The sequence below is a fragment of the Acinetobacter sp. ANC 3781 genome (genome assembly GCF_004331285.1).
Taxonomy (GTDB): Bacteria; Pseudomonadota; Gammaproteobacteria; order Pseudomonadales; family Moraxellaceae; genus Acinetobacter.
Genome location: NZ_SJOH01000024.1, coordinates 1 through 25,130 on the forward strand (window position 1 = coordinate 1; position 25,130 = coordinate 25,130).

Annotated in this window: 22 protein-coding genes; 11 read left to right on the plus strand and 11 right to left on the minus strand. The window is 39.5% G+C overall.

Annotated elements, in window-relative coordinates:
* Positions 1 to 394: 394 nt before the first annotated feature.
* Positions 395 to 964 carry a peptidylprolyl isomerase gene (locus tag E0H89_RS14760; protein ID WP_131218048.1) on the minus strand — a complete coding sequence of 190 codons (570 nt, stop codon included), beginning with the start codon at positions 962 to 964 and terminating at the stop codon, positions 395 to 397.
* Positions 965 to 1,066: 102 nt separating this feature from the next.
* On the opposite strand from E0H89_RS14760, the gene E0H89_RS14765 reads away from it, so the two are divergent.
* The gene (locus E0H89_RS14765; protein ID WP_131218050.1) at positions 1,067 to 1,732 is read left to right on the plus strand and encodes an acetoacetate decarboxylase family protein; all 666 of its coding nucleotides are present in this window, start codon (positions 1,067 to 1,069) and stop codon (positions 1,730 to 1,732) included.
* A gap of 56 nt (positions 1,733 to 1,788) precedes the next feature.
* Here E0H89_RS14765 and E0H89_RS14770 read toward each other — a convergent pair whose 3' ends face one another.
* Positions 1,789 to 2,859 carry an alpha/beta hydrolase gene (locus tag E0H89_RS14770; protein ID WP_131218052.1) on the minus strand — a complete coding sequence of 357 codons (1,071 nt, stop codon included), beginning with the start codon at positions 2,857 to 2,859 and terminating at the stop codon, positions 1,789 to 1,791.
* A gap of 202 nt (positions 2,860 to 3,061) precedes the next feature.
* Between E0H89_RS14770 and E0H89_RS14775 the strand changes: the two genes are divergently transcribed.
* The 5 genes from E0H89_RS14775 to E0H89_RS14795 all read left to right on the plus strand — a co-directional run bounded on the left by E0H89_RS14775 (position 3,062) and on the right by E0H89_RS14795 (position 8,450).
* A complete protein-coding gene (locus E0H89_RS14775; protein ID WP_131218054.1) occupies positions 3,062 to 3,562 on the plus strand; it encodes a hypothetical protein in 501 nt (166 codons plus the stop codon).
* 741 nt (positions 3,563 to 4,303) lie between these two features.
* A complete protein-coding gene (gene grpE / locus E0H89_RS14780; RefSeq protein ID WP_131218119.1) occupies positions 4,304 to 4,852 on the plus strand; it encodes a nucleotide exchange factor GrpE in 549 nt (182 codons plus the stop codon).
* Between the two features lie 123 nt (positions 4,853 to 4,975).
* Entirely contained in the window at positions 4,976 to 6,919 is a 1,944-nt protein-coding gene (gene dnaK, locus E0H89_RS14785; protein WP_131218056.1) for a molecular chaperone DnaK, read from the plus strand.
* Between the two features lie 121 nt (positions 6,920 to 7,040).
* Positions 7,041 to 7,952, plus strand: coding sequence for a matrixin family metalloprotease (locus E0H89_RS14790; protein WP_131218058.1), 912 nt, complete (start codon positions 7,041 to 7,043; stop codon positions 7,950 to 7,952).
* 120 nt (positions 7,953 to 8,072) lie between these two features.
* Positions 8,073 to 8,450, plus strand: coding sequence for a hypothetical protein (locus tag E0H89_RS14795; protein ID WP_131218121.1), 378 nt, complete (start codon positions 8,073 to 8,075; stop codon positions 8,448 to 8,450).
* A gap of 59 nt (positions 8,451 to 8,509) precedes the next feature.
* Here E0H89_RS14795 and erpA read toward each other — a convergent pair whose 3' ends face one another.
* The 4 genes from erpA to E0H89_RS14815 all read right to left on the minus strand — a co-directional run bounded on the left by erpA (position 8,510) and on the right by E0H89_RS14815 (position 12,459).
* Positions 8,510 to 8,845 (minus strand): iron-sulfur cluster insertion protein ErpA, encoded by a 336-nt coding sequence (gene erpA / locus E0H89_RS14800; RefSeq protein WP_131218060.1) that lies wholly within the window; start codon positions 8,843 to 8,845, stop codon positions 8,510 to 8,512.
* Positions 8,846 to 8,962: 117 nt separating this feature from the next.
* Positions 8,963 to 9,973: a putative solute-binding protein gene (locus E0H89_RS14805; protein ID WP_165494062.1), complete on the minus strand. Its 1,011-nt coding sequence runs from the start codon at positions 9,971 to 9,973 to the stop codon at positions 8,963 to 8,965.
* Positions 9,974 to 10,208: 235 nt separating this feature from the next.
* Positions 10,209 to 11,219: a putative solute-binding protein gene (locus E0H89_RS14810; protein WP_131218064.1), complete on the minus strand. Its 1,011-nt coding sequence runs from the start codon at positions 11,217 to 11,219 to the stop codon at positions 10,209 to 10,211.
* 232 nt (positions 11,220 to 11,451) lie between these two features.
* Positions 11,452 to 12,459, minus strand: a complete 1,008-nt coding sequence (locus E0H89_RS14815) for a putative solute-binding protein (RefSeq protein ID WP_131218066.1) — start codon at positions 12,457 to 12,459, stop codon at positions 11,452 to 11,454.
* A 235-nt stretch (positions 12,460 to 12,694) separates the two neighbouring features.
* Here E0H89_RS14815 and E0H89_RS14820 point away from each other — a divergent pair, with 235 nt between their 5' ends.
* A complete protein-coding gene (locus E0H89_RS14820) occupies positions 12,695 to 14,629 on the plus strand; it encodes an ATP-binding cassette domain-containing protein (RefSeq protein WP_131218068.1) in 1,935 nt (644 codons plus the stop codon).
* A gap of 339 nt (positions 14,630 to 14,968) precedes the next feature.
* Here the strand turns inward: E0H89_RS14820 and E0H89_RS14825 are convergent, their stop codons facing one another.
* The 5 genes from E0H89_RS14825 to dnaA all read right to left on the minus strand — a co-directional run bounded on the left by E0H89_RS14825 (position 14,969) and on the right by dnaA (position 21,777).
* A complete protein-coding gene (locus tag E0H89_RS14825) occupies positions 14,969 to 15,334 on the minus strand; it encodes a hypothetical protein (RefSeq protein ID WP_131218122.1) in 366 nt (121 codons plus the stop codon).
* Between the two features lie 173 nt (positions 15,335 to 15,507).
* The gene (gyrB, locus tag E0H89_RS14830) at positions 15,508 to 17,979 is read right to left on the minus strand and encodes a DNA topoisomerase (ATP-hydrolyzing) subunit B (protein ID WP_131218070.1); all 2,472 of its coding nucleotides are present in this window, start codon (positions 17,977 to 17,979) and stop codon (positions 15,508 to 15,510) included.
* 54 nt (positions 17,980 to 18,033) lie between these two features.
* Positions 18,034 to 19,116 carry a DNA replication/repair protein RecF gene (recF, locus tag E0H89_RS14835; RefSeq protein WP_131218072.1) on the minus strand — a complete coding sequence of 361 codons (1,083 nt, stop codon included), beginning with the start codon at positions 19,114 to 19,116 and terminating at the stop codon, positions 18,034 to 18,036.
* Between the two features lie 27 nt (positions 19,117 to 19,143).
* Entirely contained in the window at positions 19,144 to 20,289 is a 1,146-nt protein-coding gene (dnaN, locus tag E0H89_RS16790; RefSeq protein WP_131218074.1) for a DNA polymerase III subunit beta, read from the minus strand.
* Positions 20,290 to 20,397: 108 nt separating this feature from the next.
* A complete protein-coding gene (gene dnaA, locus E0H89_RS14845; protein WP_131218076.1) occupies positions 20,398 to 21,777 on the minus strand; it encodes a chromosomal replication initiator protein DnaA in 1,380 nt (459 codons plus the stop codon).
* A gap of 660 nt (positions 21,778 to 22,437) precedes the next feature.
* Here dnaA and rpmH point away from each other — a divergent pair.
* The 4 genes from rpmH to yidC are packed head-to-tail and all read left to right on the plus strand — an operon-like array spanning position 22,438 to position 25,081.
* A complete protein-coding gene (gene rpmH, locus E0H89_RS14850; protein WP_000831329.1) occupies positions 22,438 to 22,572 on the plus strand; it encodes a 50S ribosomal protein L34 in 135 nt (44 codons plus the stop codon).
* Positions 22,573 to 22,601: 29 nt separating this feature from the next.
* On the plus strand, positions 22,602 to 22,991 hold the full coding sequence (gene rnpA, locus E0H89_RS14855) for a ribonuclease P protein component (protein WP_131218078.1): 390 nt from the start codon (positions 22,602 to 22,604) through the stop codon (positions 22,989 to 22,991).
* Between the two features lie 9 nt (positions 22,992 to 23,000).
* On the plus strand, positions 23,001 to 23,321 hold the full coding sequence (gene yidD / locus E0H89_RS14860; RefSeq protein WP_131218080.1) for a membrane protein insertion efficiency factor YidD: 321 nt from the start codon (positions 23,001 to 23,003) through the stop codon (positions 23,319 to 23,321).
* A 5-nt stretch (positions 23,322 to 23,326) separates the two neighbouring features.
* Positions 23,327 to 25,081, plus strand: a complete 1,755-nt coding sequence (gene yidC / locus E0H89_RS14865; protein WP_131218083.1) for a membrane protein insertase YidC — start codon at positions 23,327 to 23,329, stop codon at positions 25,079 to 25,081.
* Positions 25,082 to 25,130 lie beyond the last annotated feature (49 nt).

Sequence of the window (25,130 nt, forward strand, 5' to 3'; positions counted from 1 at the left end):
TTGGCTCATCAATTTTCTGACAAATATTTCTCAAATAAACTTCGAGTAATTTCTACCATCAATCAATGAAAATAATTTCGATCAATCAACCGGTAAAAATCCACACAAGTTGTTCTTCATAATCTCTTAATGATCTATCTTGCTCTTCGTCAGAGACAAGAAACAACAAGATAATCTTAACAACTCAACGCTTCGCGCTTCGTTCGTTTCAACATATCTCGTTGGTATGCGCCCATTATAGGGCAATTTCCTACACGCGCAAGTGCTTTTGACTGCTTGCTTTATCGAGTGTAGTTTTTTTATGCACCAAATTGGGTCAATTTTATACAAAACCACTATAAGATCTTGTTTTAAAGCAAAAATATTAATTTTTATATTTCTGCTTTAATTTGTATTACTTTTTCTCGGGTGCTGCTTTAACAATCACACTAACGATTTTTACTGCTTGCTTAGGTACATTTTGATGCATTCCGAAGTTTGCAGTCGGTACTTGAGTGATTTTATCGACCACATCCATCCCTTTAGTAACTTTACCAAACACGGCATAGCCTGCATTCATCTGGCTTTTATTTAAAAAGTCATTATCTACTGTATTAATAAAGAATTGGCTGCTTGCAGAATTTGGACTATTGGTACGCGCCATCGCTAAAGTGCCACGGATATTTTTCAAACTATTATACGATTCATTTTGAATAGGAGCTTTGGTTTGCTTCTCTACCATGTTGGCATCCATTCCTCCCCCCTGAATCATGAAACCCGGAATCACGCGATGAAAGATGGTGCCGTTATAAAAGTTATCCTTTATATAGCCTTCAAAATTTTTCGCTGAAATAGGGGCTTTATCATTAAAGAGCTCTATTTCAATATTTCCCATAGATGTTTTCATTTCTACAATCGAGTTTGCCGCGATTGCTTGTAAACTCATAAAGGCAGCGCTCACAGCAAATAGCGTTTTTTTTAACATTTCTTTACTCTTCTACTTCAAGTTGTAATTGTGAATGTCTATATATTAATCGTTCATTATAAATAAAACAGCATCTCTTTTTGAGATAAAACGAGAATGACAATGAATGAAGAATTAATTGCTAAAAATTTTCATCATCCTCCTTGGCATTTACATGGTGATGCCTTTATTTTGAATTATTGGTTAACACCGAACTTTATTAAATCTAATCAAGCTTTCCAGCTTGCTCCCTCTCCGATTGGACGCGTTATACAGATTATGTTGGTTCGTTATCATAAATCCCCAGTGGGGCCATATGATGAGCTGCTGATTCTCGATCATCCATTAATGAGCAAAAGACATTTATCTTCGATTCCTAAAATTTATGTATCTACCCCAGCCTCTGTGATGAATGGTCAACGTTTTTGGGGAATTCCAAAACAATTGGCTCAATTCGAATGGGTGATCAAAGATGATGTGGTGTATTGCAATATTTCATTTCAGCAGCAAGAAATGAGTTTGCATCTACAAAAGTACAAACATAGTCAGACTTTTTATATTAATAGCCATCACATACCTGCACGGCTACTCAATATTCATCAGACTTGGCAAGGTTTACATTATCAGTTCAGCCCGCAATTTCGTGGCAAGCTATGTAAACTTAAACAAGCCTCTTGGAAAAATACGCTGGATATCTTTCCAGATTTTTCTCAAGCTAAATATTTACAGAGTTTTTATGTTCCCGAATTTAAACTCACGCTACCTTCAGCCAAAATGAATAAAAAATAAAAAGGTGTTTCACGTGAAACACCTTTTACTTAGATAGTCGAATTTATTAAAAAAGCTTAAGCGTGCTTATCCCAAAACTTTCTATAGTTTTTACTGATTTCAATGAAGTACTTTTTAGCTCGATAAGAAACTGGGGTTAAATTCACGAAGCCATGCGCTTGATCACTATATTCCTGATAATGCACTTTTACGCCCCGATGACGTAACTTATAGGCATAAATTTCACCTTCATCATGCAATACATCGTGACCCGCGGTAATCACAAATGCAGGAGGTAATTTTTCATGTTTGCCATAGGTCGGTGAAACCATCGGATCATCCAGTTCAACTTGATGAGTTTGTACATAATAGTGAGTTACAAAATCGACATCTTCACCGGTCAGGACCAACCCTTCTTTATAAGCATGGAAGGATGGATGACGGCTTTTAAAGTCTACCGCAGGATAGAGCAGCAATTGCGCTTGCGGTGCATAAACTTTGTTGGCACTGCGCTGGGCAACGACCGCACTAATATTGCCGCCGGCGCTATCCCCGGCGACCGAAATTCTGTTTTTTAAGATTTTAAACTGTTTTCTATTTTGATATACCCATGCCAGTGCATCTTCACAGCTTTGAATGACTTTTCTTGGGTTGGCTTCTGGCGCCAAGGGATAGTCAATACTCAGTACCTGAACTTTTGCATGTACGGCAAGTAAACGACACACCTCATCATGAGAGTCTAGACTCCCCACTACAAAACCACCGCCATGGTAAAACACCACCATCGGAAGTTTTTTATTCGGTGCAGGATGATAATGCCGCGCGAAAATGGTGCCACTATGTAAAGGCAGCCGTATATCTTCAACCCGCTTTACTGGCGTGGGCTTACTCTTAATTGCCTGCATTTGTAAATCAAAATTTTTACGCGCGTGGATAACATCTTCACCAATGAAACCGCTATTGCCCTGTTTTAACTGAGCGGCCATCATGCATTGAATTAAAGGATCAAGTTCAGGATATTGGTGCGGATATCTTAAAATTTTAACTAAAGACTTTTGTGCAAAAACCGGTAACCGATCCAAGGTACGTGCTGCCGTGCCTTGCCCTTTTTCTATCATTGTCTGTAGCGTTCGATTAAAAGCAACCATCGATATTCCTTCCTTTTATTATATTCTTCACATTTTCTACATGATCGGCAAATAAGTGACCATACTCTTATATAAGTCTAATCATCTGTATACACAGTAAAAACATTCATACGCTAATCTTCTTTTTATATCTTGTCATTGACAATTTCCATGTATATTTCGGAGTTTTTTGCTACTCCTTAAAAGAAGAAGGGTGCAAACCATGACTAAAAAACTGATTATACTCGGTTTAACCACTACATTTTTAGCTGTAGGTTGTGTGGCATTTCCCGAAGATGGCGGTTATCACAATGGAGCTTATGATAATCGCTATGACCGTCGCTATGATCGGAATTCTGATAATCAATATGACCGAGAGCGGGACCGTCAACGTTGGGAATATCAACAACGTCAAAATCGAATTGAGCTTGAACGCAAAAAACGTGAGCTTGAACGTCGCCAGTGGGAACAAAATCGTCAAAAGCAGTCTGATTGGGAGCGTAAAAAACGTGAACAGCAACATCAGCTAGAACAGCGTAAGCGAGCTGCTGAACAAAATCGAAATAACCAGTCGAATTGGGATCGCAAAAAGCGTGAACTTGAACGCCAACGCTCAGAGCAACAGCGTAAAAAAATTCAACAGCAAGGTAAATCTCAAGAAAAACGTTGGGATGATCATCGTCGCGATATTGATAAGCGCGTTCGAGATCGTCGCGACAATTAAAAATTCTGTTATTTACTCACTGCCCTTTTAACAAAGGGTTTTTTTATAAAAATCATGAGCATCAACATATAATGCTGTAAAGATTTAATTGTTATACAACGGCAGGACAATAATTGACTTAATAGCCACTTAAAATAAGTCATGAACAATAGCTTGCTTTATTTTAGGCAAAAAAAGCTTACCCATAGGTTGGGTAAGCTTAGAAAACAGATTTCATAAATACCAATAAGAAACTACAGCGATAGAATCTGTGTGAGATAATAATTAACCTTTGCTTTTTTGTAAAATAGATAATTTATTTCATAATGATCGTTTTTAAGTATAAGTTGGGTATTCCACCTCACAACATTAATTTCGCTTGGTATTTCCTATCTCTTCCCTATCTTATTTCTAACACTATCCGATATACAGATTGATAGAGCGCGACAAAACTTGATTCTTCCATTAATTGATAATCAAGTTTTCACATAGGCTGCTTTGTTGTTTTATCTATTCGCTCATTATTGACCTATAAAAAAGCTCATAATTTTTACCTGAATGTTCGAAAAACCCTGTTTTTTTGATAATTTCACTCAAATTAAACAGATTTAATGGATTGTCTCGCTTGATTTTTTATCGCCTGCCCCGACCTTTGTATTAATCATGAATTTTATCACTCATGGCAGTTCAGGATTAACCCAGTTAGCACTGAAGCCAAAAGGACTGTACATGTTTAAGAACCCATTTAAACGGAGTAAATCTATGGCGGCTGAGCAAAATCAACAAGCTCAAGATCTAGGACAAGAGCAAGCTGATCAACAAACCACACAAACTCAAGCTGAGACAGAACAAGTTGAAGTTTCAGTTGAAGATTTACAAGCACAGATCACTAATTTGCAAGAAAGTTTAAAACTTGAGAAAGCACGTACAGCCAATGCGGTATATGAAGCGCAAAAAAGCGTGGAACGCATTCAACGTGATGCTGAAAAGCATAAAGAAACTGTGATTGAGAAGTTTGCCAAAGAATTACTCGACACTGTCGATAATTTAGAACGCGCCATTCAAGCTGCAGGAGATATTGAATCTCCCTTACTTGAGGGTGTGCAACTTACATTGAAATCATTGTTAACTACCCTAGAAAAATTCGGGGTAGTTGAAGTGAATATGAGTAATGGTTTCAATGCAGACTTGCATCAAGCAGTGGGTATCGCACCTGATGTTAAAGCAGGTGAAATTGGCACTGTATTGCAAAAAGGTTATACCTTATCGAACCGTTTACTTCGTCCAGCAATGGTCTTAGTCGGTCAATAAGGTAAAGAAATTCGAGAGTTTTTCACTTTTTTTAATGAAATAAACTTGAAAAATTTTGAATGGCTCTCATATCGGATAACAAGCAAAAAACATTGCAAAAAATAATTTTGAGGAAGCATCCAAATGGCTAAAATCATTGGTATTGATTTAGGTACTACAAACTCTTGCGTAGCAGTACTTGAAGGCGACAAAGTTAAAGTTATCGACAACGCTGAAGGCACTCGTACAACTCCATCGATTATTGCGTATAAAGATGGCGAAATTTTGGTCGGTCAATCTGCTAAACGTCAAGCGGTAACCAATCCTAAAAACACCTTATTCGCAATTAAACGCTTGATCGGTCGTAAGTACCAAGACCAAGCGGTTCAAAAAGATATCGGTCTTGTACCTTACAAAATCATTCAAGCGGACAATGGCGATGCTTGGGTTGAGGTAAACGATAAAAAATTGGCACCACAACAAGTTTCTGCTGAAATCTTGAAAAAGATGAAAAAAACTGCAGAAGATTATTTGGGTGAAACTGTAACTGAAGCAGTAATTACTGTTCCTGCTTACTTCAATGATGCGCAACGTCAAGCCACCAAAGATGCTGGTCGAATTGCAGGTCTTGATGTTAAACGTATCATCAACGAACCAACTGCTGCGGCACTTGCGTTCGGTATGGACAAAAAAGAAGGCGATCGTAAAATCGCGGTTTACGACTTGGGTGGTGGTACTTTCGACGTATCCATCATTGAAATTGCTGACCTAGATGGCGACCAACAAATCGAAGTATTGTCGACTAACGGTGATACCTTCCTGGGTGGTGAAGACTTCGATAACGCTTTAATTGAATACCTGGTTGAAGAGTTCAAGAAAGAACAAGGCTTTAACTTAAAACAAGATCCACTTGCGTTACAACGTTTGAAAGAAGCTGCGGAAAAAGCAAAAATCGAGCTTTCTTCTTCTAACGCAACTGAAATCAACCTTCCATATATCACTGCTGATGCGACTGGTCCTAAACACTTGGTGATCAACGTAACTCGCTCGAAACTTGAAGGTTTGGTTGCTGATTTAGTTGCTCGCACCATTGAGCCTTGCCGTATCGCGCTTAAAGATGCCGGTCTTTCAACAAGTGAAATCTCTGACGTAATCTTGGTGGGTGGTCAGTCTCGTATGCCACTTGTACAACAAAAAGTACAAGAATTCTTCGGTCGCGAGCCACGTAAAGACGTGAACCCTGACGAAGCTGTAGCAATGGGTGCTGCAATTCAAGGTGCTGTACTTTCAGGTGACAAAACTGACGTATTGCTGCTAGACGTAACTCCGTTGACTCTTGGTATTGAGACTATGGGCGGCGTGTTAACAGCGATTATCGAGAAAAACACCACGATTCCTGCGAAGAAATCTCAAGTGTTCTCAACAGCTGCTGACAACCAACCTGCTGTAGACATTTCTGTGTTCCAAGGTGAACGTAAAATGGCGCAGCAAAACAAATTGCTCGGTAACTTCCAATTAGGCGACATCCCACCTGCTCCACGTGGTGTGCCACAAATTGAAGTATCTTTCGACATCAATGCTGATGGTATCTTGAAAGTGTCTGCGAAAGACAAGAGCACAGGTAAAGAACAGTCAATTCAAATTAAAGCAAACTCTGGTTTGAGCGATGCTGAAATTGAAGCAATGATTAAAGATGCTGAAGCGAATGCTGAAGAAGATCGTAAGTTCGAAGAACTGGCTAAAGCACGTAACGAAGCAGATGCACTTGTATCGTCCGCGCAAAAAGCAGTGAAAGATCTTGGCGAACAAGTGACTGCAGACGAAAAAACTGCAATCGAAACTGCGGTTTCAGAGCTTGAAGCTTCAACGAAAGAAAATGACGTTGAAGAAATTAAAGCAAAAACTGAAGCACTTCAAAACATCATCATGCCAATTAGCCAACGTGCTTATGAAGCAGCTCAAGGCGCTCAAGGTGGTGCTGAAGGTTTTGACCCGAACGCTTTCCAAGGTGATGCAGGCCAATCTCAAAAAGCGGACGACGGCGTTGTTGATGCTGAGTTTACTGAAGTTAAAGATGACAAAAAATAATTTGTCGCTTTAATTTGGCTTTAAACAGTTAAAAAAGACCGCGCGAAAGCGCGGTTTTTTTATTTTTATAATTCGAATAAATGTTATACAGTCATTAAAATAAATAACTTTTTAAGCCCTTATGCGCTTGGTTGTACTCTGCCTTTTGGTCATGTTCTTTTTGCTCATGACTTATCAAACTCGAACTCATCCCCAAATTCGGCATAATAATGTGTTGGATCGTATTCAGCACCCATTCGACACACGTCTGCGTTATCGTATTGCAGAAGTCGATCCGCGTTTTGGTTTAACTGAAGATGAAGTGCAGCTCATTAGCCAACAAGCCACGGATATTTGGAAACAAGGTACAGGCAAAGATTATTTTGTCTATGATCCAAATGCCAAACTGGCGATTCATTTAATTTATGATCAACGTCAAGATGAATCTAATCAACGCCGCCAACAACTGGGCAATATCGAACAAGAGCAGCAGATCTGGTCGAATAAAAATCAAAATTTCAAACAATTTAAACAAGAAATAGACCGTGCTAATACCCTGCTCGAGGCTAAAAAAATCCAGCTTGATGACCAATTAAGTCAATATAATCAGAAAATTGCCGTGATCAATCACAATGGTGGTGTAAAGCCTGCACAACGCGATCAATTCATACAACAACGTCATCAATTACAACAACAAATTTTTGCCCTAGAACAGGAAATCAATGTGTATAACCAAAAAATTCAGCAATTGAATAGCCATGTAGATGAACTGAATCAAATTAACCGTCAGTTAAATCAATCTGTTGAGCAATTTAATCAGCGCTTTCGACCGCATTTATTCGATAAAGGCTTATTTAATGGTAAGCAAATTAATATTTATGAGTTCGTGTCAGCAGACGATTTACGTTTAACTCTGGCGCATGAATTTGGACATGCACTGGGCTTAAAACACAATCAAGATCCTCAAGCGCTGATGTATCCGCTAATGAAAGATCAACAGATGCAAAATTTCAGTTTATCGACAGCGGATTTAGCCCTATTTCAGGCACGTTAGGCCAAGACTGAGATACAATGCAAAAATCCCTTACTTTTTATAAGTATATGCATAGTAATAGAGCGGTAAATAGGCTCATTTCATGTTATTGTGATGTCAAGAAATGACAACATAAAATCTCTGGAGACGCGTGTGAGTTACTACCATATTCTGATTGAAATGAATGATCACATTAGTACAATTGAGCAAACACGTGAGATTGAAATCTTTGATATTATTGAGATTCAGCCTTACCTCCATTCTATTTTATTGCCATTTTTAAACGAACAACTGATCGAGCTGGAAGATGAAAATCTTGAATTTAAAGATATTCTGCATTTGGAAATAAAACAGACCTTATTACCTATTCAGCATCTGATTGAAGAAGAACAACGCCTACTGCCAAGCGATACAGATGTCACTATTACAGCGCATGAAATTTTTAACAATCGTGATTTAAGCCAAGACGTGACCACTGTTATTTTTGATATTTTAGAAGCGGCTAAATTAGAACCCTAATAAATTCTCTATTTCATAAAAAAAGTCCTCCAAATCAGGAGGACTTTTTAATTTTTTTATTAAATTGAGAAGGAAGAACCACAGCCACAGGTCGTGGTTGCATTCGGGTTCTGAACCACAAAACGTGAACCTTCTAAACCTTCAATATAATCTACTGCTGAACCAACAAGATATTGGTAGCTTAGAGAATCAACCAGCATCTTCACGTCGCCATTGACAAATTCCGCATCATCTTCGTTCATGCTCTCGGCGAAGTTAAAACCATAAGAAAAGCCTGAACAACCGCCCCCTGTAACATAAACGCGTAACATTAATTCTTGGTTGCCTTCACTATCACGCAATTGGCGTACTTTATTCGCAGCATTGTCGGTCAGCACCAGAGCTTGGGCATTCATGTTGGATTCCTCTGTTCAATTCAGTTGCCTTTAAAAGATAAAGACCATATTTGAAGTATAGCATACCCAATATATGGTCAGTATTTGAAGATTTAAAGTCAAATCTGAGTATTTTTCTCAAGATTGTTTGTAGTTCTCATCTTGAAGACTACATTCAAAATTCTTCGGATCTTCCTTACAGCGGAATTGCCATAATAATTTCATCATACGCTTATCATATACACCACGTTTGGTTAAATCGACACGCGATTCGCGCATCATTTTTTGATAGCCTGGCTTATCTACTGCAGGAATTTGCATCCAATATTTTTGTGGAATATCTGCTTTCATTTTACCCAAAATACCAAATGCACGCGGTAACTGACTTCTTACCCATTCACGTGATTTTTGTCCATAGCCTGCTGGAAATTTATCTGGACGGATAATAATATTACCAGTCACTTGTAAAATTGGATAATTTACAATTGCACCTTTATTACCTAAACCTTTATATAATTCTAGAGGTTTAAATACGGCAGCAGGTGCACCAATTATATCGACCTGACCATTGTTAAATTTAGCCCCAAAATTGGTAACATCCGCACTGACCGCTTGTGCACCAATTTGCTGAACCATGATTTTTTGTGCTTCATCATAATCTAGCACTGCAATTTTTTTACCTGCAGCCTTAGCGACTGTGTTAATGCTACGATCATTGACCATTAAAAAAGCATCTCCAACTGGAATGACACCCACTACTTCATATTTTCCACGTAGCATATGTTTGGCAAAAGTCGGGCTGGCTAAACCTTGCATCACTTTAACCGCAAGTTTTAAATCAGGAATCGCACCAATAGCATCTAGAGAACCGGTAAAATCGTTAAACTGGCGACCCCGCATACCTGTGACACTAATCGCATCGCATTTACCTGCTTTAAAGTCTTCAGCAATAACTGCTTCGTTTTGACCGACACGTAATTCAATATCAGCCCCCCAATTTTTGGCTGCTAATTGATAATCTTTCATTAAGGTAAAGACATCACCACTTTTACCCACCAAATCGAATACGCACATCACCTGTTTTGCTTGACTAACACCCGTTACAGCACACAGACCTACACCAAGTAGTAGCGCTTTAGACCATTGCATCATGAATTTTTCTTCCTTGTGTCTTTGTTTTTATTCAGTTAAAGACTGAATTGTTTTGAGTTTTTATTCATCCTAAATCACATACTTTCTAGGCTTGTTCTTCTTTTTCTGATAAAAATTTTTATCATTATTTTTTAAGATTACGCCTTTTTTGACTCACAACAATGGCAAAAATGACATATTCAATTCAAAAAAAAGCCTAGAGTTAAGCTAGGCTTTTTTTTGAAAATCAAGATTATTCGCCGCCAAGTGAACATTCGAAATTCGCTTTATCGACAGAACAGCGTGCTTTTTTCAATACCGTCATCATGCTTGCATCGTAAACTCCACGTTTGGTCATATCCATACGGCCTTCGCGCAACATTTTTTGATATTTGGTTTTATCATCTGCGGTTAAGTTCATTTTAAACTTGGCTGGAATACTGGCTTCAAGACGATTAATCATCGCAAAACTTTTTGGCAAGTTTTTCACGAACCAATCACGCGATTTTTGTCCAAAACCAGCTGGGAATTGATCGGGACGAATCACAAAATCTGACGTCACTTGCAGTACCGGAAAATTGAACATTGCCCCATTTGTACCTAGACCTTTGTAGATTTCTAAAGGTTTGTACGCATAGGCAGGCGCACCAACCATATCGACCTGACCATTATTAAATTTCGCCACAAAGTTCGATACATCCGAAATTACTGCCTGTGCCCCTACGCGTTGCACCATGATTTTTTGCGCGTCGTCATAACCCAATACTGCAAATTTTTTGCCTGCTGCTTTTTCAATAGAATTGATACTCTTATCACGTACAAAAATAAAAGCTGAACCTAAAGGTGCAATACCGGCAACTTCATATTTTTTACCGCTTAAATTGCTGACCATTTTCGGTGCATTACGCTTATCAAGCGCAAATGTAATTGCACGCTGCGCAATGGCATTGCTTGGTGCGCCGCCGAGAGCATCAATAGAACCCACAAATTTATTGTATTGACGTGCACGCATTGCCGTCATAAAAACGCCATCACATTTGCCCGCTTTAAAATCATTATCCGCAACAGCTTCATCTTGACGTGGAATTAAATTGATATCAACGCCCCAGCCTTTGGCAGCCAACGCCCATTCCTGTGCCATTTGATAAGACTCACCAGATTTACCCAGTAAATCAAATACGCAAACATCCACTTTTTCTGCTTGTGCTGTGGTCGCTAAACCAATAGCAGACAATGCAGCTACTGCCAGAATCGTTTTTTTCATTAGAGTGGTCCTTTTAGAATCTTGTTGTTTGACGAGTTTCCATCCATGGCACAAATATTATGCAAATTTATTAAAAAAAAATAGAGCATTTACTCCATTTTTTTTCAGCTTAAATGTCAATTGATTTATATTTTTTTAATTCAATAATAAAATCAAAATGTTATATAAAAATTATATACACTATTAATAAGTAAATTTTAGATATTTTACAAATTACTACAGAACATTATTTTTATTCTCCATTCAAAGAACACTCAAAATTGGTTCGTTCCACAGTACAACGGGCTTTTTTCAATACTGTCATCATCGCTGGTTCATAAATTCCTTGTTTGGTTAAATCAACCCGTCCTTCACGCAGAATTTTTTGATATTTTACTTGGTCTTCTTTGCTTAAATTTATGCGGTATTTTGCCGGAATTTCAGCTTCCATACGTTTAACCATCGCAAAACTTTTCGGTAATTGTTTGACGAACCAACTACGAGATTGCATGCCAAAACCTTCGGGGAATTTATTTTTACGTATAATCAAATCGGCGGTGACATTCACTACTGGAAAATTAATCATTGCTCCCTGCGTACCTAAACCCTTATATATTTCTAGTGGTTTAAAGGCATAAGCAGGTGCGGCAACAATCTCGACTTCAGCTTGATTAAATTTTTTGATGAAATTTGAAATCTCGGACATGACCGGAACAGCACCAACACGCGTGACCATAATTTTTTGAGCATAATCATAATGTAATACAGCGAATTTCTTGCCTTCTGCGTGAGCTAAAGAATTAATTGAACGATCACGGACAAAAATATACGCCAAACCAATTTGTCCAATTCCTGCCACTTCAAAAGTTTCCTTGCCCATGGTATTGATTAGACGTTTTTCATTACGTTTATCAAGTACATAGCTTATAGATTTTTGTGCTATATCATTACTCGGCACCCCACCCAGCGCATCAATTGAACCCGCAAATTTATTGTAGGCACGCGCACGCATTGAGGTCATGTAAAAGGCATCACATTGACCTGATTTAAAATCTTGTTCAACTTTAGCTTCATCTTGATAAGAAATAAGAGTGACGTCTCCTCCCCATTGCTTACTGGCCAAAGCCCATTCTTCAATCAATTTATAAGATTCACCGGCTTTTCCCAACAAATCAAAAACACATATATTTTCTTTTGCCTGTGCCAAATTTGAAAGACTGAAGAAAAGTCCAGTGGATAAAATCAAAATTCCTTTTTTCATGCTAATCCCTAATTTTTTTTATATATTCCCTATGAAATGACTATAATGTTGTTTTAATGGTAAAAATAGAGACTTAATTCTATTTCTGATAAAAGGCTTATTTCGCATAACTTATCACCTTTTTATTTATTTACTTAAAGTCCGTGTTTTATCCACATAATAATGCCTCAGTCTTTTTCTTTTCTCGGTCACTTCCTTTAGAATACGCACACCATTTTCTCATTTAGATATTTTAATGATTCAGTTAGATCAACTTTCTATACGTCGCAGTGGACGTGTTTTATTTCAAAAAGCATCCATGCAACTTCATCCAGGCTGGAAAATTGGTTTAACTGGTGTAAATGGTGCAGGAAAATCCACGCTATTTTCTGCTCTACTCGGTGGCATGGAATCGGATGGAGGTTCTTTAACTCGTCCTGCGGTTTGGACTGTTGCGCATATGGCACAGGAAATCAAAGCTTTAAATATGAAAGCGATTGATTTTGTGTTGTCTGGCGATGAAGAGTTTTGGGATATTCAAAATAAACTAGATCATCCAGAAAGCTTAAGCGATGATGAACTTGCACATTTATATGGCCGTTTTGACGAAATTAATGGCTATACTGCACCGTCTAAAGCATCACAATTGATGGCAGGTTTGGGTTTCTTTGAACATCAGTCACAATTGGATGTTTCAAGCTTCTCCGGCGGTTGGCGTATGCGTCTAAACCTTGCGCGTACCTTGATGAGCCGTTCAGATCTGTTGTTACTCGATGAGCCGACTAACCATCTAGATTTAGATGCCATTCTGTGGCTAGAGGACTGGTTAAAAGCCTATGAAGGTACATTGATTCTGATTTCGCATGACCGTGATTTCTTAGATGCAATTACCGATCATATTTTACATATCGAAAATCAAGAACTGATTCTATATACCGGCAACTATTCAACTTTCGAACGTACTCGTAGTGAACGTTTGGCTCAACAACAGCAAGCTTATGAAAAGCAATTAGAAACACGCGCACATTTGCAGAAATATATTGACCGCTTTAAGGCACAAGCCACTAAAGCCAAGCAAGCACAAAGCCGGATTAAACAACTTGAACGTATGCAAGAATTATCTGCAGCGCATGTTGATACCCCATTTACTTTCTCATTCCGTGAACCGACTAAAATGAGTTCGCCGCTGCTTGAACTTGAGCATGCGGATATTGGTTATGGTGACAAACTGATTGTGACCAATGTCAGCCTACAAATCACCCCGACCAGCCGTATTGGTTTGCTGGGAATGAATGGTGCAGGTAAATCGACACTGATTAAATCGTTGGTCGGTGACTTACCCCTGCTTCAAGGGACCCGTAAAGATTCTGAATTATTAAATATCGGTTACTTTGCTCAGCATCAAATGGATGCTTTGGATGGTAATGCCAGCCCAATGCTGCAATTGTCCCGTATTGCCGATAAGAAAATCAGTGAAGCCAGTTTGCGTTCTTTCCTCGGCAGTTTCGGTTTTAGTGGCGAACGCATGGATACCCCAAGTGAAAGCTTCTCGGGGGGTGAACGTGCCCGTCTAGCACTGGCACTGATTGTATGGCAACGTCCAAACGTGTTGATTCTGGATGAACCGACCAACCATTTAGACTTGGATATGCGTCATGCATTAACCATGGCATTACAAGATTTTGAAGGGGCTGTGGTGCTGGTATCGCATGAACGCCAACTGATTGCCAGTGTTTGTGATGAGTTAATCTTAGTGCATGGCGGTCAAAGCCGTGAGTTTGATGGTGATCTCACTGCATATGCAGACTGGTTACGTCAAGCGCGCATCGACATGATGAAGTCAGGTCAACAACCGGCTGCACCTGTGAAATCGCAAGTAGAAGTTAAACCGACGATCTCTAAACTGGACAAAGAAGCACAACGTAAAGAAGCTGCGCGTCGTCGTGAACTCAGTCGTCCTGTTCGCAAGAATATTGAAAAAATTGAAGCTCAGATTGCCAAAACACAACCACGTTTAGCGGAAATCGAAATATTACTCGGTGATAGCGCATTATATGAAGCAAATCGTAAAGGTGATTTGTTAAAGCTTATGAATGAACAAACTGAGTTAAAAGCGAAATTGGCTGAAGCTGAAGAACAAATGTTAGAGCTAATGATGGAATTGGAAGAGCTAGAAGGTGCTTGCGAATAAGCCAATCCAACACTCTTAAGCAAAACTAAAGTAATGCTTATTTTATGATCGCAGTACAATTTCAAACGTGTACTGCGATTTTTTAATTTTTCTACATAATACGTTTATAGCAATATCCCTTACCAAGATGTCAGTATCTTTAAATTTAAAAATCCCCATCTATTAATTTTAAATTCAAAACAGACTTTTCAAATTTAAAAAAAATTACCCACATTACACATAAACCAACTTTAAATTTAAAATAAAAGCATCAGTTTAAGTTGTGGATAAATTAATTTTCACATCCTTATGAAACAAAAAAAACTTATCCACATTCGGATTTTCAAAAAATAAGATTTATTATTCATCCTGTTGGGGCTTTTTACGTTTTAAAAACCTGAGTTCGATAATTTTCCAAGTACCTTCATTGACCCATAATTCTTGAATCTTTTTCTGATCTTCCAAACCAATCAAAACCTTACAGTGTGTTAGGTCTCGATCAAACTCGAACTCTTCAAATTCTATCAGTGGTTGTTGCGGTTTCCATACACCATTTTTCACGGCATGAGCAATACGTTCATAACGGGTAAAATTGCTTTCAACTCGACCTTCCTGCTCATAAACCACTTTAAATTGCTCATGTTCATACTGAGCCAATACCTCAAAATTACCGGTAAAAAATGCATTGCTCCAAATGTCCCGAATCTGTTCCAGTTGATTATCCATTGTACTAACCTCGTAATATTGCATGATGATCTCCTTTGCACAGGACTCATCATGACAGAGGAATAAGTCACTTTTATAAAATATAGATGGCTAAAAGTTAATCGTATTTAAATGAAAATAGCATAAAAAAAGCACCCCGAAGGGTGCTTTTTACAATTTAACTGATCAATACATTAAGCATCGATATCTGCATTTAAAGCATTTTCCTCAATGAAAGCACGACGTGGTTCTACATCATCACCCATCAAACAAGAGAACATACGATCTGCTTCAATCGCATCATTAATGGTGACTTGCAACATGTTACGGTTTTCAGGATCCATGGTGGTTTCCCAAAGCTGTTCCGCATTCATCTCACCCAAACCTTTATAGCGCTGGATCATCATGCCGCGACGTGAATCGGCCAAAATATGCTGCCACACTTGATGGAAAGTGATGACATTAATTTTACGATCGCCTTTCTGCAAATATGCGCCGTCTTCAAGCAAGCTAAACCAGCTCTTCGAATTTTGCAGTAAACGCTTATATTCACCAGAAGCCAGTAGTCCCGAATCAAGTAAATACGACTGCGGCAAGTTGTGTACATAGATGGTGACACGTGGCCAGTAATGTGCCACTTTAGAACCATCAGCATGTTCTTTTTCAAACACTTCTAAACTGATTTCAGGACGTAAACTTGGTTGATATTTTTCAATCGCAATACGTAACTGTTCAGACCATTGTTTCACATACTCTTCATCATGATTTTGATCAAGTTTAAATGCATCCAGACCCAATAACCCATCCAGCAAACTTGCAGGATAACGTACGGTTAAACGGTTCAAACTTTTCTGTGAAACTTGGTAATCTTCAATGACTTTTGCCAGGGCTTGACCTGAAATTGCAGGAGATTCAGCACTAATATGCAAAGATAAATCATCAATCGCATTTGAAATCAGGAAGGTTTCTAGAGCATCATTATCTTTAAGATATTGCTCCTGTTTACCTTTTTTCAATTTATACAAGGGTGGCTGTGCAATATAGATATAACCGCGTTCTACAAGTTCAGGCATTTGACGGAAGAAGAAAGTCAACAGTAGCGTACGAATATGCGAACCGTCGACGTCAGCATCGGTCATGATAATGATTTTGTGATAACGCAGTTTATCCGGATTGTATTCTTCACGACCAATACCACAACCAAGTGCGGTAATCAGGGTGCCGACTTCTTGCGATGAAATCATTTTGTCAAAACGTGCACGTTCGACATTCAGGATTTTACCTTTCAGTGGCAGAATCGCCTGCATCTTGCGGTTACGGCCCTGCTTGGCTGAACCACCCGCAGAGTCACCTTCGACCAAGTATAATTCAGACAATGCTGGATCTTTTTCTTGGCAATCAGCCAATTTACCTGGAAGACCTGCAATATCCAGCGCGCTCTTACGACGTGTCATTTCACGCGCTTTACGCGCCGCATCACGTGCACGCGCCGCATCAATAATTTTACCGGCAATTGATTTTGCCGCTTGTGGATTTTCCAGCAAATAAGCAGAAAATTCCTTGTTCATCGCCTGCTCTACAGCAGGTTTCACTTCACTTGAAACCAGTTTTTCTTTGGTTTGTGAAGAGAATTTTGGATCAGGCACTTTCACTGAAACAATTGCAGTTAAGCCTTCACGTGCATCATCACCCGTCACCGCGACTTTTTCTTTCTTCAGAATATTTTCACTATCCAAATACTGGTTTAAGCCCCGGGTTAATGCTGCGCGGAAACCGGCTAAATGCGCACCACCATCTTTTTGCGGAATATTGTTGGTAAAGCAGCGCACATTTTCCTGATAGGTATCATTCCACTGTAAAGCGACTTCAACAGTAATCCCTGTTTCCGGCACTTGACTGGTAAAATGGAAAATATCATTCAAATGGGTTTTGCCCTGATTGATATATTTTACGAATTCAGAAAGACCACCTTCATAATCAAATACATGTTCAGCATCGATACGTTCATCACGCAATACAATACGAACCCCGGCATTCAAGAATGAAAGTTCACGTAAACGACGCGCTAGAATATCAACATTGAAAATGGTTTGGCTAAAGGTTAATTCACTTGGGTAAAAACGAACGGTGGTACCCGATTCGATTGTTTCACCAATTTCACGTAACTTATAAACTGGATCGCCATGCTGATATTCTTGCTCATACACTTTACCGGCACGACGAATATTCAGTAATAATTTACTCGACAAGGCATTTACAACCGAAACACCCACCCCGTGTAAACCACCAGATACTTTATAGCTATTATCGTCAAACTTACCGCCGGCATGAAGAATGGTTAAAATCACTTCAGCAGCAGATACACCTTCTTCTGGATGAATATCAGTTGGAATACCACGACCGTTGTCTGAAACACTGACTGATTCATCTTCATGAATGGTGACTAAAATTTCATCACAATGACCTGCCAAGGCTTCATCGATGGCATTATCCACCACCTCAAATACCATGTGATGTAAGCCTGAACCATCGTCCGTATCACCAATATACATACCTGGACGCTTACGCACAGCATCGAGGCCACGTAATACCTTGATACTAGAGGAATCATAAGCCTTTTCATTGGTTGGTTCTGTTTGAGAAGCAGCTTGATCTTCTGAACTCATGGTTTCTCCCTAGTGAAATATAGGTCTATCCAAAGATGGTTAAAATCTAAAAAACTATTGCACAACAACTTGAACTTGACCGTTTTCAACATTGAATAATTGATATGAAATAGACAAATCATGTAAATGTTTTTTTACTGATTCGTGCTCTAAAGTGGTAATAAAAACTTGACTACCCAGTTGGCTCAATCGCTCAATTAATCGTCGCTGTGCAGTTAAATCTAATTCTGCTGTCACATCATCTAATAATACCACAGTTTCCTTGTTACAGGCATGCAGCATTGCAATCTGTGACAGTTTTAAGGCCACAATCAGCAGCTTTTTTTGACCGCGTGAAAGCACCACATCAGCATCACCCAGTGTTGTTTTTAAACGTAAATCTGCACGATGCGGACCATACTCGGTATAGCGTCTATCCAGGTCTTTTTGATGATGTACAGTGAGGTCATGCAGCAAGCCAAGCTCGGTATGAAAACCAGGAACATATTCCATCTGAATATCCAGATTAGGCAATAAGTGTTTTAAATCCTGCTCAAAGTAAACCTTCCACTGTTCCACAATTCCACTGCGCTGTGAATGCAGCATTTCACCATATTCGGCTAGCATTTTATTCCATGGCTCTAAATCATTCAGATTAAGATTTCGTCTCGATTTCAACAAACTGTTGCGCTGTTTTAAGGCCCGTGAATAATACTGCCAGGCATGATAAAAATCCGGTTCCACGTGGAACATCAGCCAGTCTATCAATTGGCGACGTGGTTTGGCTCCGTAGTCAATAATGTCGGTACTTTGTGGATCAATATGCTGTAAGGGTAAAATTTTAGCCAACTGACCTTGGGTCGCGATATTGTCGCCATTCACTTTAATTAGTTGCTCACCGGATAACAGTTTTTGCATACCAATCTTTTCAGTCGCAGATTGCGCAAAAACAATCGCGTCACTTGTTTCATTCTGAATATAATTCTTTGGGATATGGGTTCGAAAAGAACGTCCGATCGCCAGCAAATGAATGGCCTCTAGAATCGAGGTCTTACCTGAACCATTTTGGCCATAAAAGACATTAAACGGCTGCAACTCTTGGAGTGCAACCGCTTTTAAATTTCGAACACGTTCTATATTTAAACGCGTGATAAACATAATTTGATCTGCTAAGAAGTCTGCAAATTAAACCCGCATTGGCATGACAACATAGGTTTGATCTTGTTGCGCTGGATCGTGTACTAATACAGATTGATTGGCTTCAGTCATGGTCATATAGACATCATCACCATCCAACGCACCGAGTACATCCAATAAATATTGCGCATTGAACGACATTTCCATCGGTGCATCCGCATATTGAATGGCTAGATCTTCAATCGCTTCATCTTGCTCTGGGTTATTGGCACGCAGTTGTAAAGAATCAGCGCTAAAATTCAGGAATACACCGCGCAATTTTTCATTACTTAAAATTGCGACACGTTGCAGGGACTGTTTGAATACATCATGAGCAATCGATACGTTTTTATCGCCACCACGTGGAATCACACGACGGTAATCCGGGAATTTGCCATCAATTAATTTGGTGGTGAAACGAACCGTGATATTGCCCTGTTCTTTGTCGCGGCTTGGTGCACTAATGGTCACGTTCAATAATTCACGACCAATTAGTAGAGACAATTGCTCGTCTTCAATGCTGAGTAAGCGCTGCAATTCTGCCACTGCTTTGCGGGGCACAATCGCTTGGATGGCTTGGGTAACGGTGGACGTTGCTGCGGTTTCACATAAAGCTAAACGGTGACCATCAGTAGTCACGGCACGAAGCTGGTTTTGATCAATTTCAAGCAGAGTACCGGTTAAATAAAAACGTACATCTTGCACGGCCATCGCGAAAGCAGTTTTTTCAAACAAGCGTTTTAACTCACGCTGAGTTACCGTTACTTGTGTACCTTGAGCATTTTCACTGCTCAATAATGGATAGTCTTCAGCAGGCAAAGTACCCAACACAAAACGGCTATTGCCCGATTTTAAAATGCAGCGATCTTCAGTAATTTGCAGGTCAATCAATGCCGCAGTCGGTAATGATTTACAAATGTCCATCAGCTTGCGTGCAGGCACAGTCGTTTCACCAGTTTGCAGGCATGCATCTTCGGCTAGCGTCGTACTGGCAACCAATTCCACTTCCAGATCTGAACCGGTAATGGTTAATGATTCATTACTGACTTGAATTTTTACATTAGACAGGATGTTTAAAGTATGGCGACGTTCAACCGCTCCTACGACATGTGACAGAACATTAAGTAAGCTTTCTTTCGCGATTTTCAAACGCACGGTACATTCCTCTAACAACTGAAGATAAATAGTAAATAAATGTTTTTTAGCAGTGTACTATGCGGCAGAATATGCCGCATTGCAAGAATAGAATTTGATCAGATTCGATCAGCTTTGCAACAAACGTTGCAGGTTTTTATAGTCTTCATTAAAGATCGGATCTTCCTCACGAAGGCTCAATACTTTCTCACAGGCATGCATCACGGTACTGTGATCACGACCGCCGAAGGCCATGCCAATTTCCGGGAAACTATCGCCAGTGAGTTCACGCGCCAACCCCATCGCCAACTGACGTGGACGCGCATAGATACGGGTACGTTTAGGTCCGACAATTTCTTTCAGCGGAATCCGGAAATATTCACTTACTACACGTTGGATATTTTCAGTACTGATGGTTCGGGCACGAATCGCGAGGACATCTTTTAACGATTCCCGCACCACCTCCAAATCAATCGGGGTGCCTTTAAAACGTGAAATAGCCACGACTTTGTTCAGTGCACCTTCGAGTTCACGTACATTGGCGACGACTTGTTGAGCCACAAACAAAGCACAATTACGCGGCAATTCTACCCCGATGTTTTCCGCTTTTTTCAATAAAATTTCGATACGGGTTTCAATATCCGGCGGTTCCACACCCACAGACAAGCCCCAGGAAAAACGCGAAACCAGACGTGCATCCAGTTCAGTCAGTTCTTTAGGATAACGATCTGAGGTTAAAATGATCTGTTTTGATTCATCCAGCAAGGCATTAAACGTATAAAAGAACTCCACCAAACTGGCTTCTTTGCCGGCCAGCAAATGAATATCATCGACCAGCAATAAATCCAGCGAGCGACAATTTTTCTTAAACTCTTCAACCTTGCCTTGTTGCAAGGAACTGACAAAATCTTGCACAAAACTTTCGGCAGTCATATACATGACGCGCGCATTGGGTTTGGCTTGCAATAATGCATTCCCCACCGCTTGCATTAAATGCGTTTTACCCAAACCTGTGGGGCCATACAAAAATAAAGGATTATGTTGAGAAGCCCCTAACTGAGTCAAAACTTTACGACAGGTTTCCGCTGCCATTTGGTTCGAGCGTCCTTCAACAAATAATGAAAAAGTAAATAATGGGTTTAATAAACGCTTACGGCTATTTTTAGGGCCTGATTCTTCTTTTTCTTTTCGCGGTCTAGCCATGGGGGTAGCAACCGATTGCAAAGCAGCAGTCGTGGTTGCAGGTTGTTCATTGGCGGATAGAATGGCACCCGGACGGGAATCGACCAAAATTTCAACTTTGCGTACCCGCCCCTCAGACATTTGTTCTGCCAAGATCGTGATCAGCTCAAGATGGTGTTCCTGAATATAACGGGTCCAATACGGATTGGGTGCATAAAGTTTTAATGTGTCGTTAAGCTCTTCAGCCACCAAAGGGCGAATCCACATTGTAAAGACATTACCCGAAAGCTCTTGTCGCAAACGAGTTAAACAGTCAGTCCAAAGCATGTGAAACCCCTATTTATTCCATTAGTTATAAAAAATCGTTTTGAGCCCGAACAAGCGGGTCGCCATTCTATCGAAGTTATCCACATCTGTCATGGCCCAATTAAAGAAATATCACTCAAAAAAGCAAATTTCAGTTTAAATTTAAATTCAAATCACGGTGTGGATAAGCTTATCCTTAAGCTGTGGATAAAATATATCATAAAGTTATCCACAATTTAATACAATTATAAAAACATGGATATCCACAATTTAAGATATTGTTTACAAAAAATAAAAATAGCTTTTCCACAGAAAAATGGCTCCCTAATAGTAATAAATTTAAATTTATAAATTTGAATTTAATTATAAGAACCCTTGCCCATGGGGATAACTCCCCATATTTTTAAATTTAAATTCAAAAGTCAGAAGAATAATCTTATCAACACTAAGTTGTGGATAATATTGTGAATATTTCTGTTTATAACTTATGTTTCATTATTAATCAAATGCTTATATTGTGTGTAAAATTAAAACAATTTTTAATGTGATAAAAAAATCTTAGATTTATCATTTGTCAAAAAAATACCTTATTTTGAAAGAAATTTTGTTTTTAATTGACAGATCAATGAATGAACACTAAAATCGCGAACCTTCATAGAAGATCATTTTTGGAGTTTCAATATGAAACGTACATTTCAACCATCAGAATTAAAGCGTAAGCGTGTTCATGGTTTCCGTGCTCGTATGGCTACTAAAGCTGGTCGTCAAGTATTAGCTCGCCGTCGTGCAAAAGGTCGTCATAGCTTAACTGTTTAATTAGTTAAGTTATTACGATTTTGGGTGTTATGACACTTTATGGCTTCAGCACAGACGTACGTATACGCTGTGCTGCCGATTATAAAAGTGTGTTTGATGGTGCGCTTTTTAAAGTGCATCAACCCCATTTCTTATTTTTGGCAAAAAATTCCGAACAGCCTTGTAGCCGTTTGGGTATTGTTGTTGCCAAGAAAAAAGTGCGTCGTGCACATGAAAGAAATAGAGTGAAACGTCTTGCTCGCGAAAGTTTTCGCCTTCATCAACAGCAATTAGATTTATTAGATATTGTGGTCATGCCTAAAGTTGGTATTGAAGCAATACCTAATGCAGAATTGCAACAGCAATTACTATTTGCTTGGCAGAAATTGCAACGCCTTGCCAATAAGCATAAAAAGATAGCTCCCTCCCCACAAAAGTAGAGAAGGCCAATGGTACGTTTACTGCATTGGTTGATTCGATTCTATCAGATCGCGATTAGTCCTTTATTGGGACCCCGCTGTCGTTATATTCCAACATGTTCTCAATATTCTTTAGAAGCAGTCCATTCTTATGGTGCTGTGCGTGGTGCGTGGTTAGCTACTAAGCGTATTTGTCGTTGTCATCCTTGGGGTGGTTCGGGTTATGACCCGGTTCCGCAAAAAGCAATTCGTTTTATTTCATTTCAGCAAATGGATTCTCAAACGCTTCACGTTGCTGTACCCTTTCGTGAACGTTTATTGAACCGAAATCACTCTAACTACTTGGGATAATAGATATGCAACAATGGGCCAGGTTTGCAATTCTAGGGGCTATGTTTGTCGTCGCATATTTGCTTATTTTGGCTTGGCAAAAAGATTATGGTCATGCAGAGACTAAACCGCAGCAAGAAGCTGCCGTGGTTTCGCATGAAGTATCTGCAGATTTGCCAAATGCTCAAACAGCTCCGGCAGCGTCTGACGTGCCTCAAGCAAATATTGCCACTCAGCAAACTACAACAGATGCCACTGCACCTGTAAGTCAACAGCTTATTTCAGTACAAACTGACCTTTATAATCTTTGGATTAATCCTAAAGGTGGTGACATTGTTCGTATTGAATTACTCAATCATGACAAAAATAAAGACAGCGATGAACCGTTTGTCATGCTGGAAAGTGATGCGAAACGTACTTACGTCGCTCAGTCTGGCCTGATTGGTTTAAATGGACCGGACAGCAACCGTAATGGTCGCCCGGTGTATGAAGTTGAAAAAGCAACTTATACTTTGGCTGATGCTAAAGCTGAAACAACAAAAGATGGTAAGGCGGTTAAAGTTTTATCGGTACCAATGGTCTATAAAACGGCTGATGGTGTAGAAATCATCAAAACATTTACCTTTAAACAAGGTGAATACCCGATTATTGTCAACCACAAAGTTGTGAACCGTAGTGCTCAGAACTGGCAAGGTCAAATGTTTGGTCAAATCAAACGTGACAATTCGGATGATCCAGGTAAATCAGACCAAGGTATTTTTACCCTAGGTACATTCCTGGGCGGTGCTTGGGGTACACCTGATGAACACTACAACAAGCTTAAATTTGCCAACTTCAATGAAGAAAAATTGAATGTTGAAGCGAAAGACGGCTGGGTTGGTATTGTTCAGCATTATTTCGTAAGTGCCTGGATTCCAGGTGATCTTAAACTGACGCAAGCCAATGGTCAGCCATATAGTGCGAAATTAGAATCGCGTCAATCTACTGATAATATGAATATTATCGGTTTTACTTCACCGATGATCAATGTACCTGCCGGTACTGCGGCTGAGTTGGATGCAACCTTCTATTCAGGTCCTAAAATTCAGTCTGAATTGAAAGACCTCGCGATTGGTTTAAACCAAACCGTGGATTATGGCTGGTTATGGCCAATTGCGAAGTTATTGTTCCTGGGGCTGCAGTTCTTCCATAACATTGTAGGCAACTGGGGCTGGTCAATTATCTTGTTGACTGTGTTGGTGAAACTAATTCTTTGGCCATTATCGTCTAAGAGCTACCGCTCTATGGCGAAAATGCGTGTGATTGCACCTGAAATGCAACGCATGAAAGAAGAGTTCGGTGAAGACCGTATGCGTTTCTCCCAAGAAATGATGGCGCTGTATAAACGTGAACAAGTCAATCCATTATCAGGTTGCTTGCCACTGCTTTTACAAATGCCGATTTTCTTGGCCTTGTACTGGGTATTGATGGAGTCTGTAGAACTTCGTCATGCACCATGGTTAGGCTGGATTCAAGATTTATCTGCAATGGATCCATGGTTTATCCTGCCGTTATTGATGGGTTTGACCATGTTCATTCAGCAGTCTTTAAATCCGCAACCGGCTGATCCGATGCAGGCAAAAGTCTTCAAAATCATGCCGATTATCTTCACCGTATTTATGTTGTTCTTCCCTGCGGGCTTGGTGTTGTACTGGATTGTCAACAACAGTATTACCATCTTGCAGCAAAGTTTGATCAACAAAAGTGTAGCGAAAGAACGCGAAAAACGTGACGTTGTTTAAGTAACGACTAATTGCGAGTAGCTGAATAAATCCGCTTAAGATGGTAATC

Bases quoted from the DNA above. Each gene is read 5' to 3' on its own strand.
- E0H89_RS14760 (WP_131218048.1), bottom strand. From the start codon at position 964: ATGTTAAAAAAAACGCTATTTGCTGTGAGCGCTGCCTTTATGAGTTTA.
- E0H89_RS14765 (WP_131218050.1), top strand. From the start codon at position 1,067: ATGAATGAAGAATTAATTGCTAAAAATTTTCATCATCCTCCTTGGCAT.
- E0H89_RS14770 (WP_131218052.1), bottom strand. From the start codon at position 2,859: ATGGTTGCTTTTAATCGAACGCTACAGACAATGATAGAAAAAGGGCAA.
- E0H89_RS14775 (WP_131218054.1), top strand. From the start codon at position 3,062: ATGACTAAAAAACTGATTATACTCGGTTTAACCACTACATTTTTAGCT.
- grpE (WP_131218119.1), top strand. From the start codon at position 4,304: ATGGCGGCTGAGCAAAATCAACAAGCTCAAGATCTAGGACAAGAGCAA.
- dnaK (WP_131218056.1), top strand. From the start codon at position 4,976: ATGGCTAAAATCATTGGTATTGATTTAGGTACTACAAACTCTTGCGTA.
- E0H89_RS14790 (WP_131218058.1), top strand. From the start codon at position 7,041: ATGCGCTTGGTTGTACTCTGCCTTTTGGTCATGTTCTTTTTGCTCATG.
- erpA (WP_131218060.1), bottom strand. From the start codon at position 8,845: ATGAATGCCCAAGCTCTGGTGCTGACCGACAATGCTGCGAATAAAGTA.
- E0H89_RS14805 (WP_165494062.1), bottom strand. From the start codon at position 9,973: ATGCAATGGTCTAAAGCGCTACTACTTGGTGTAGGTCTGTGTGCTGTA.
- E0H89_RS14810 (WP_131218064.1), bottom strand. From the start codon at position 11,219: ATGAAAAAAACGATTCTGGCAGTAGCTGCATTGTCTGCTATTGGTTTA.
- E0H89_RS14815 (WP_131218066.1), bottom strand. From the start codon at position 12,459: ATGAAAAAAGGAATTTTGATTTTATCCACTGGACTTTTCTTCAGTCTT.
- E0H89_RS14820 (WP_131218068.1), top strand. From the start codon at position 12,695: ATGATTCAGTTAGATCAACTTTCTATACGTCGCAGTGGACGTGTTTTA.
- E0H89_RS14825 (WP_131218122.1), bottom strand. From the start codon at position 15,334: ATGGATAATCAACTGGAACAGATTCGGGACATTTGGAGCAATGCATTT.
- gyrB (WP_131218070.1), bottom strand. From the start codon at position 17,979: ATGAGTTCAGAAGATCAAGCTGCTTCTCAAACAGAACCAACCAATGAA.
- recF (WP_131218072.1), bottom strand. From the start codon at position 19,116: ATGTTTATCACGCGTTTAAATATAGAACGTGTTCGAAATTTAAAAGCG.
- dnaA (WP_131218076.1), bottom strand. From the start codon at position 21,777: ATGCTTTGGACTGACTGTTTAACTCGTTTGCGACAAGAGCTTTCGGGT.
- rpmH (WP_000831329.1), top strand. From the start codon at position 22,438: ATGAAACGTACATTTCAACCATCAGAATTAAAGCGTAAGCGTGTTCAT.
- rnpA (WP_131218078.1), top strand. From the start codon at position 22,602: ATGACACTTTATGGCTTCAGCACAGACGTACGTATACGCTGTGCTGCC.
- yidD (WP_131218080.1), top strand. From the start codon at position 23,001: ATGGTACGTTTACTGCATTGGTTGATTCGATTCTATCAGATCGCGATT.
- yidC (WP_131218083.1), top strand. From the start codon at position 23,327: ATGCAACAATGGGCCAGGTTTGCAATTCTAGGGGCTATGTTTGTCGTC.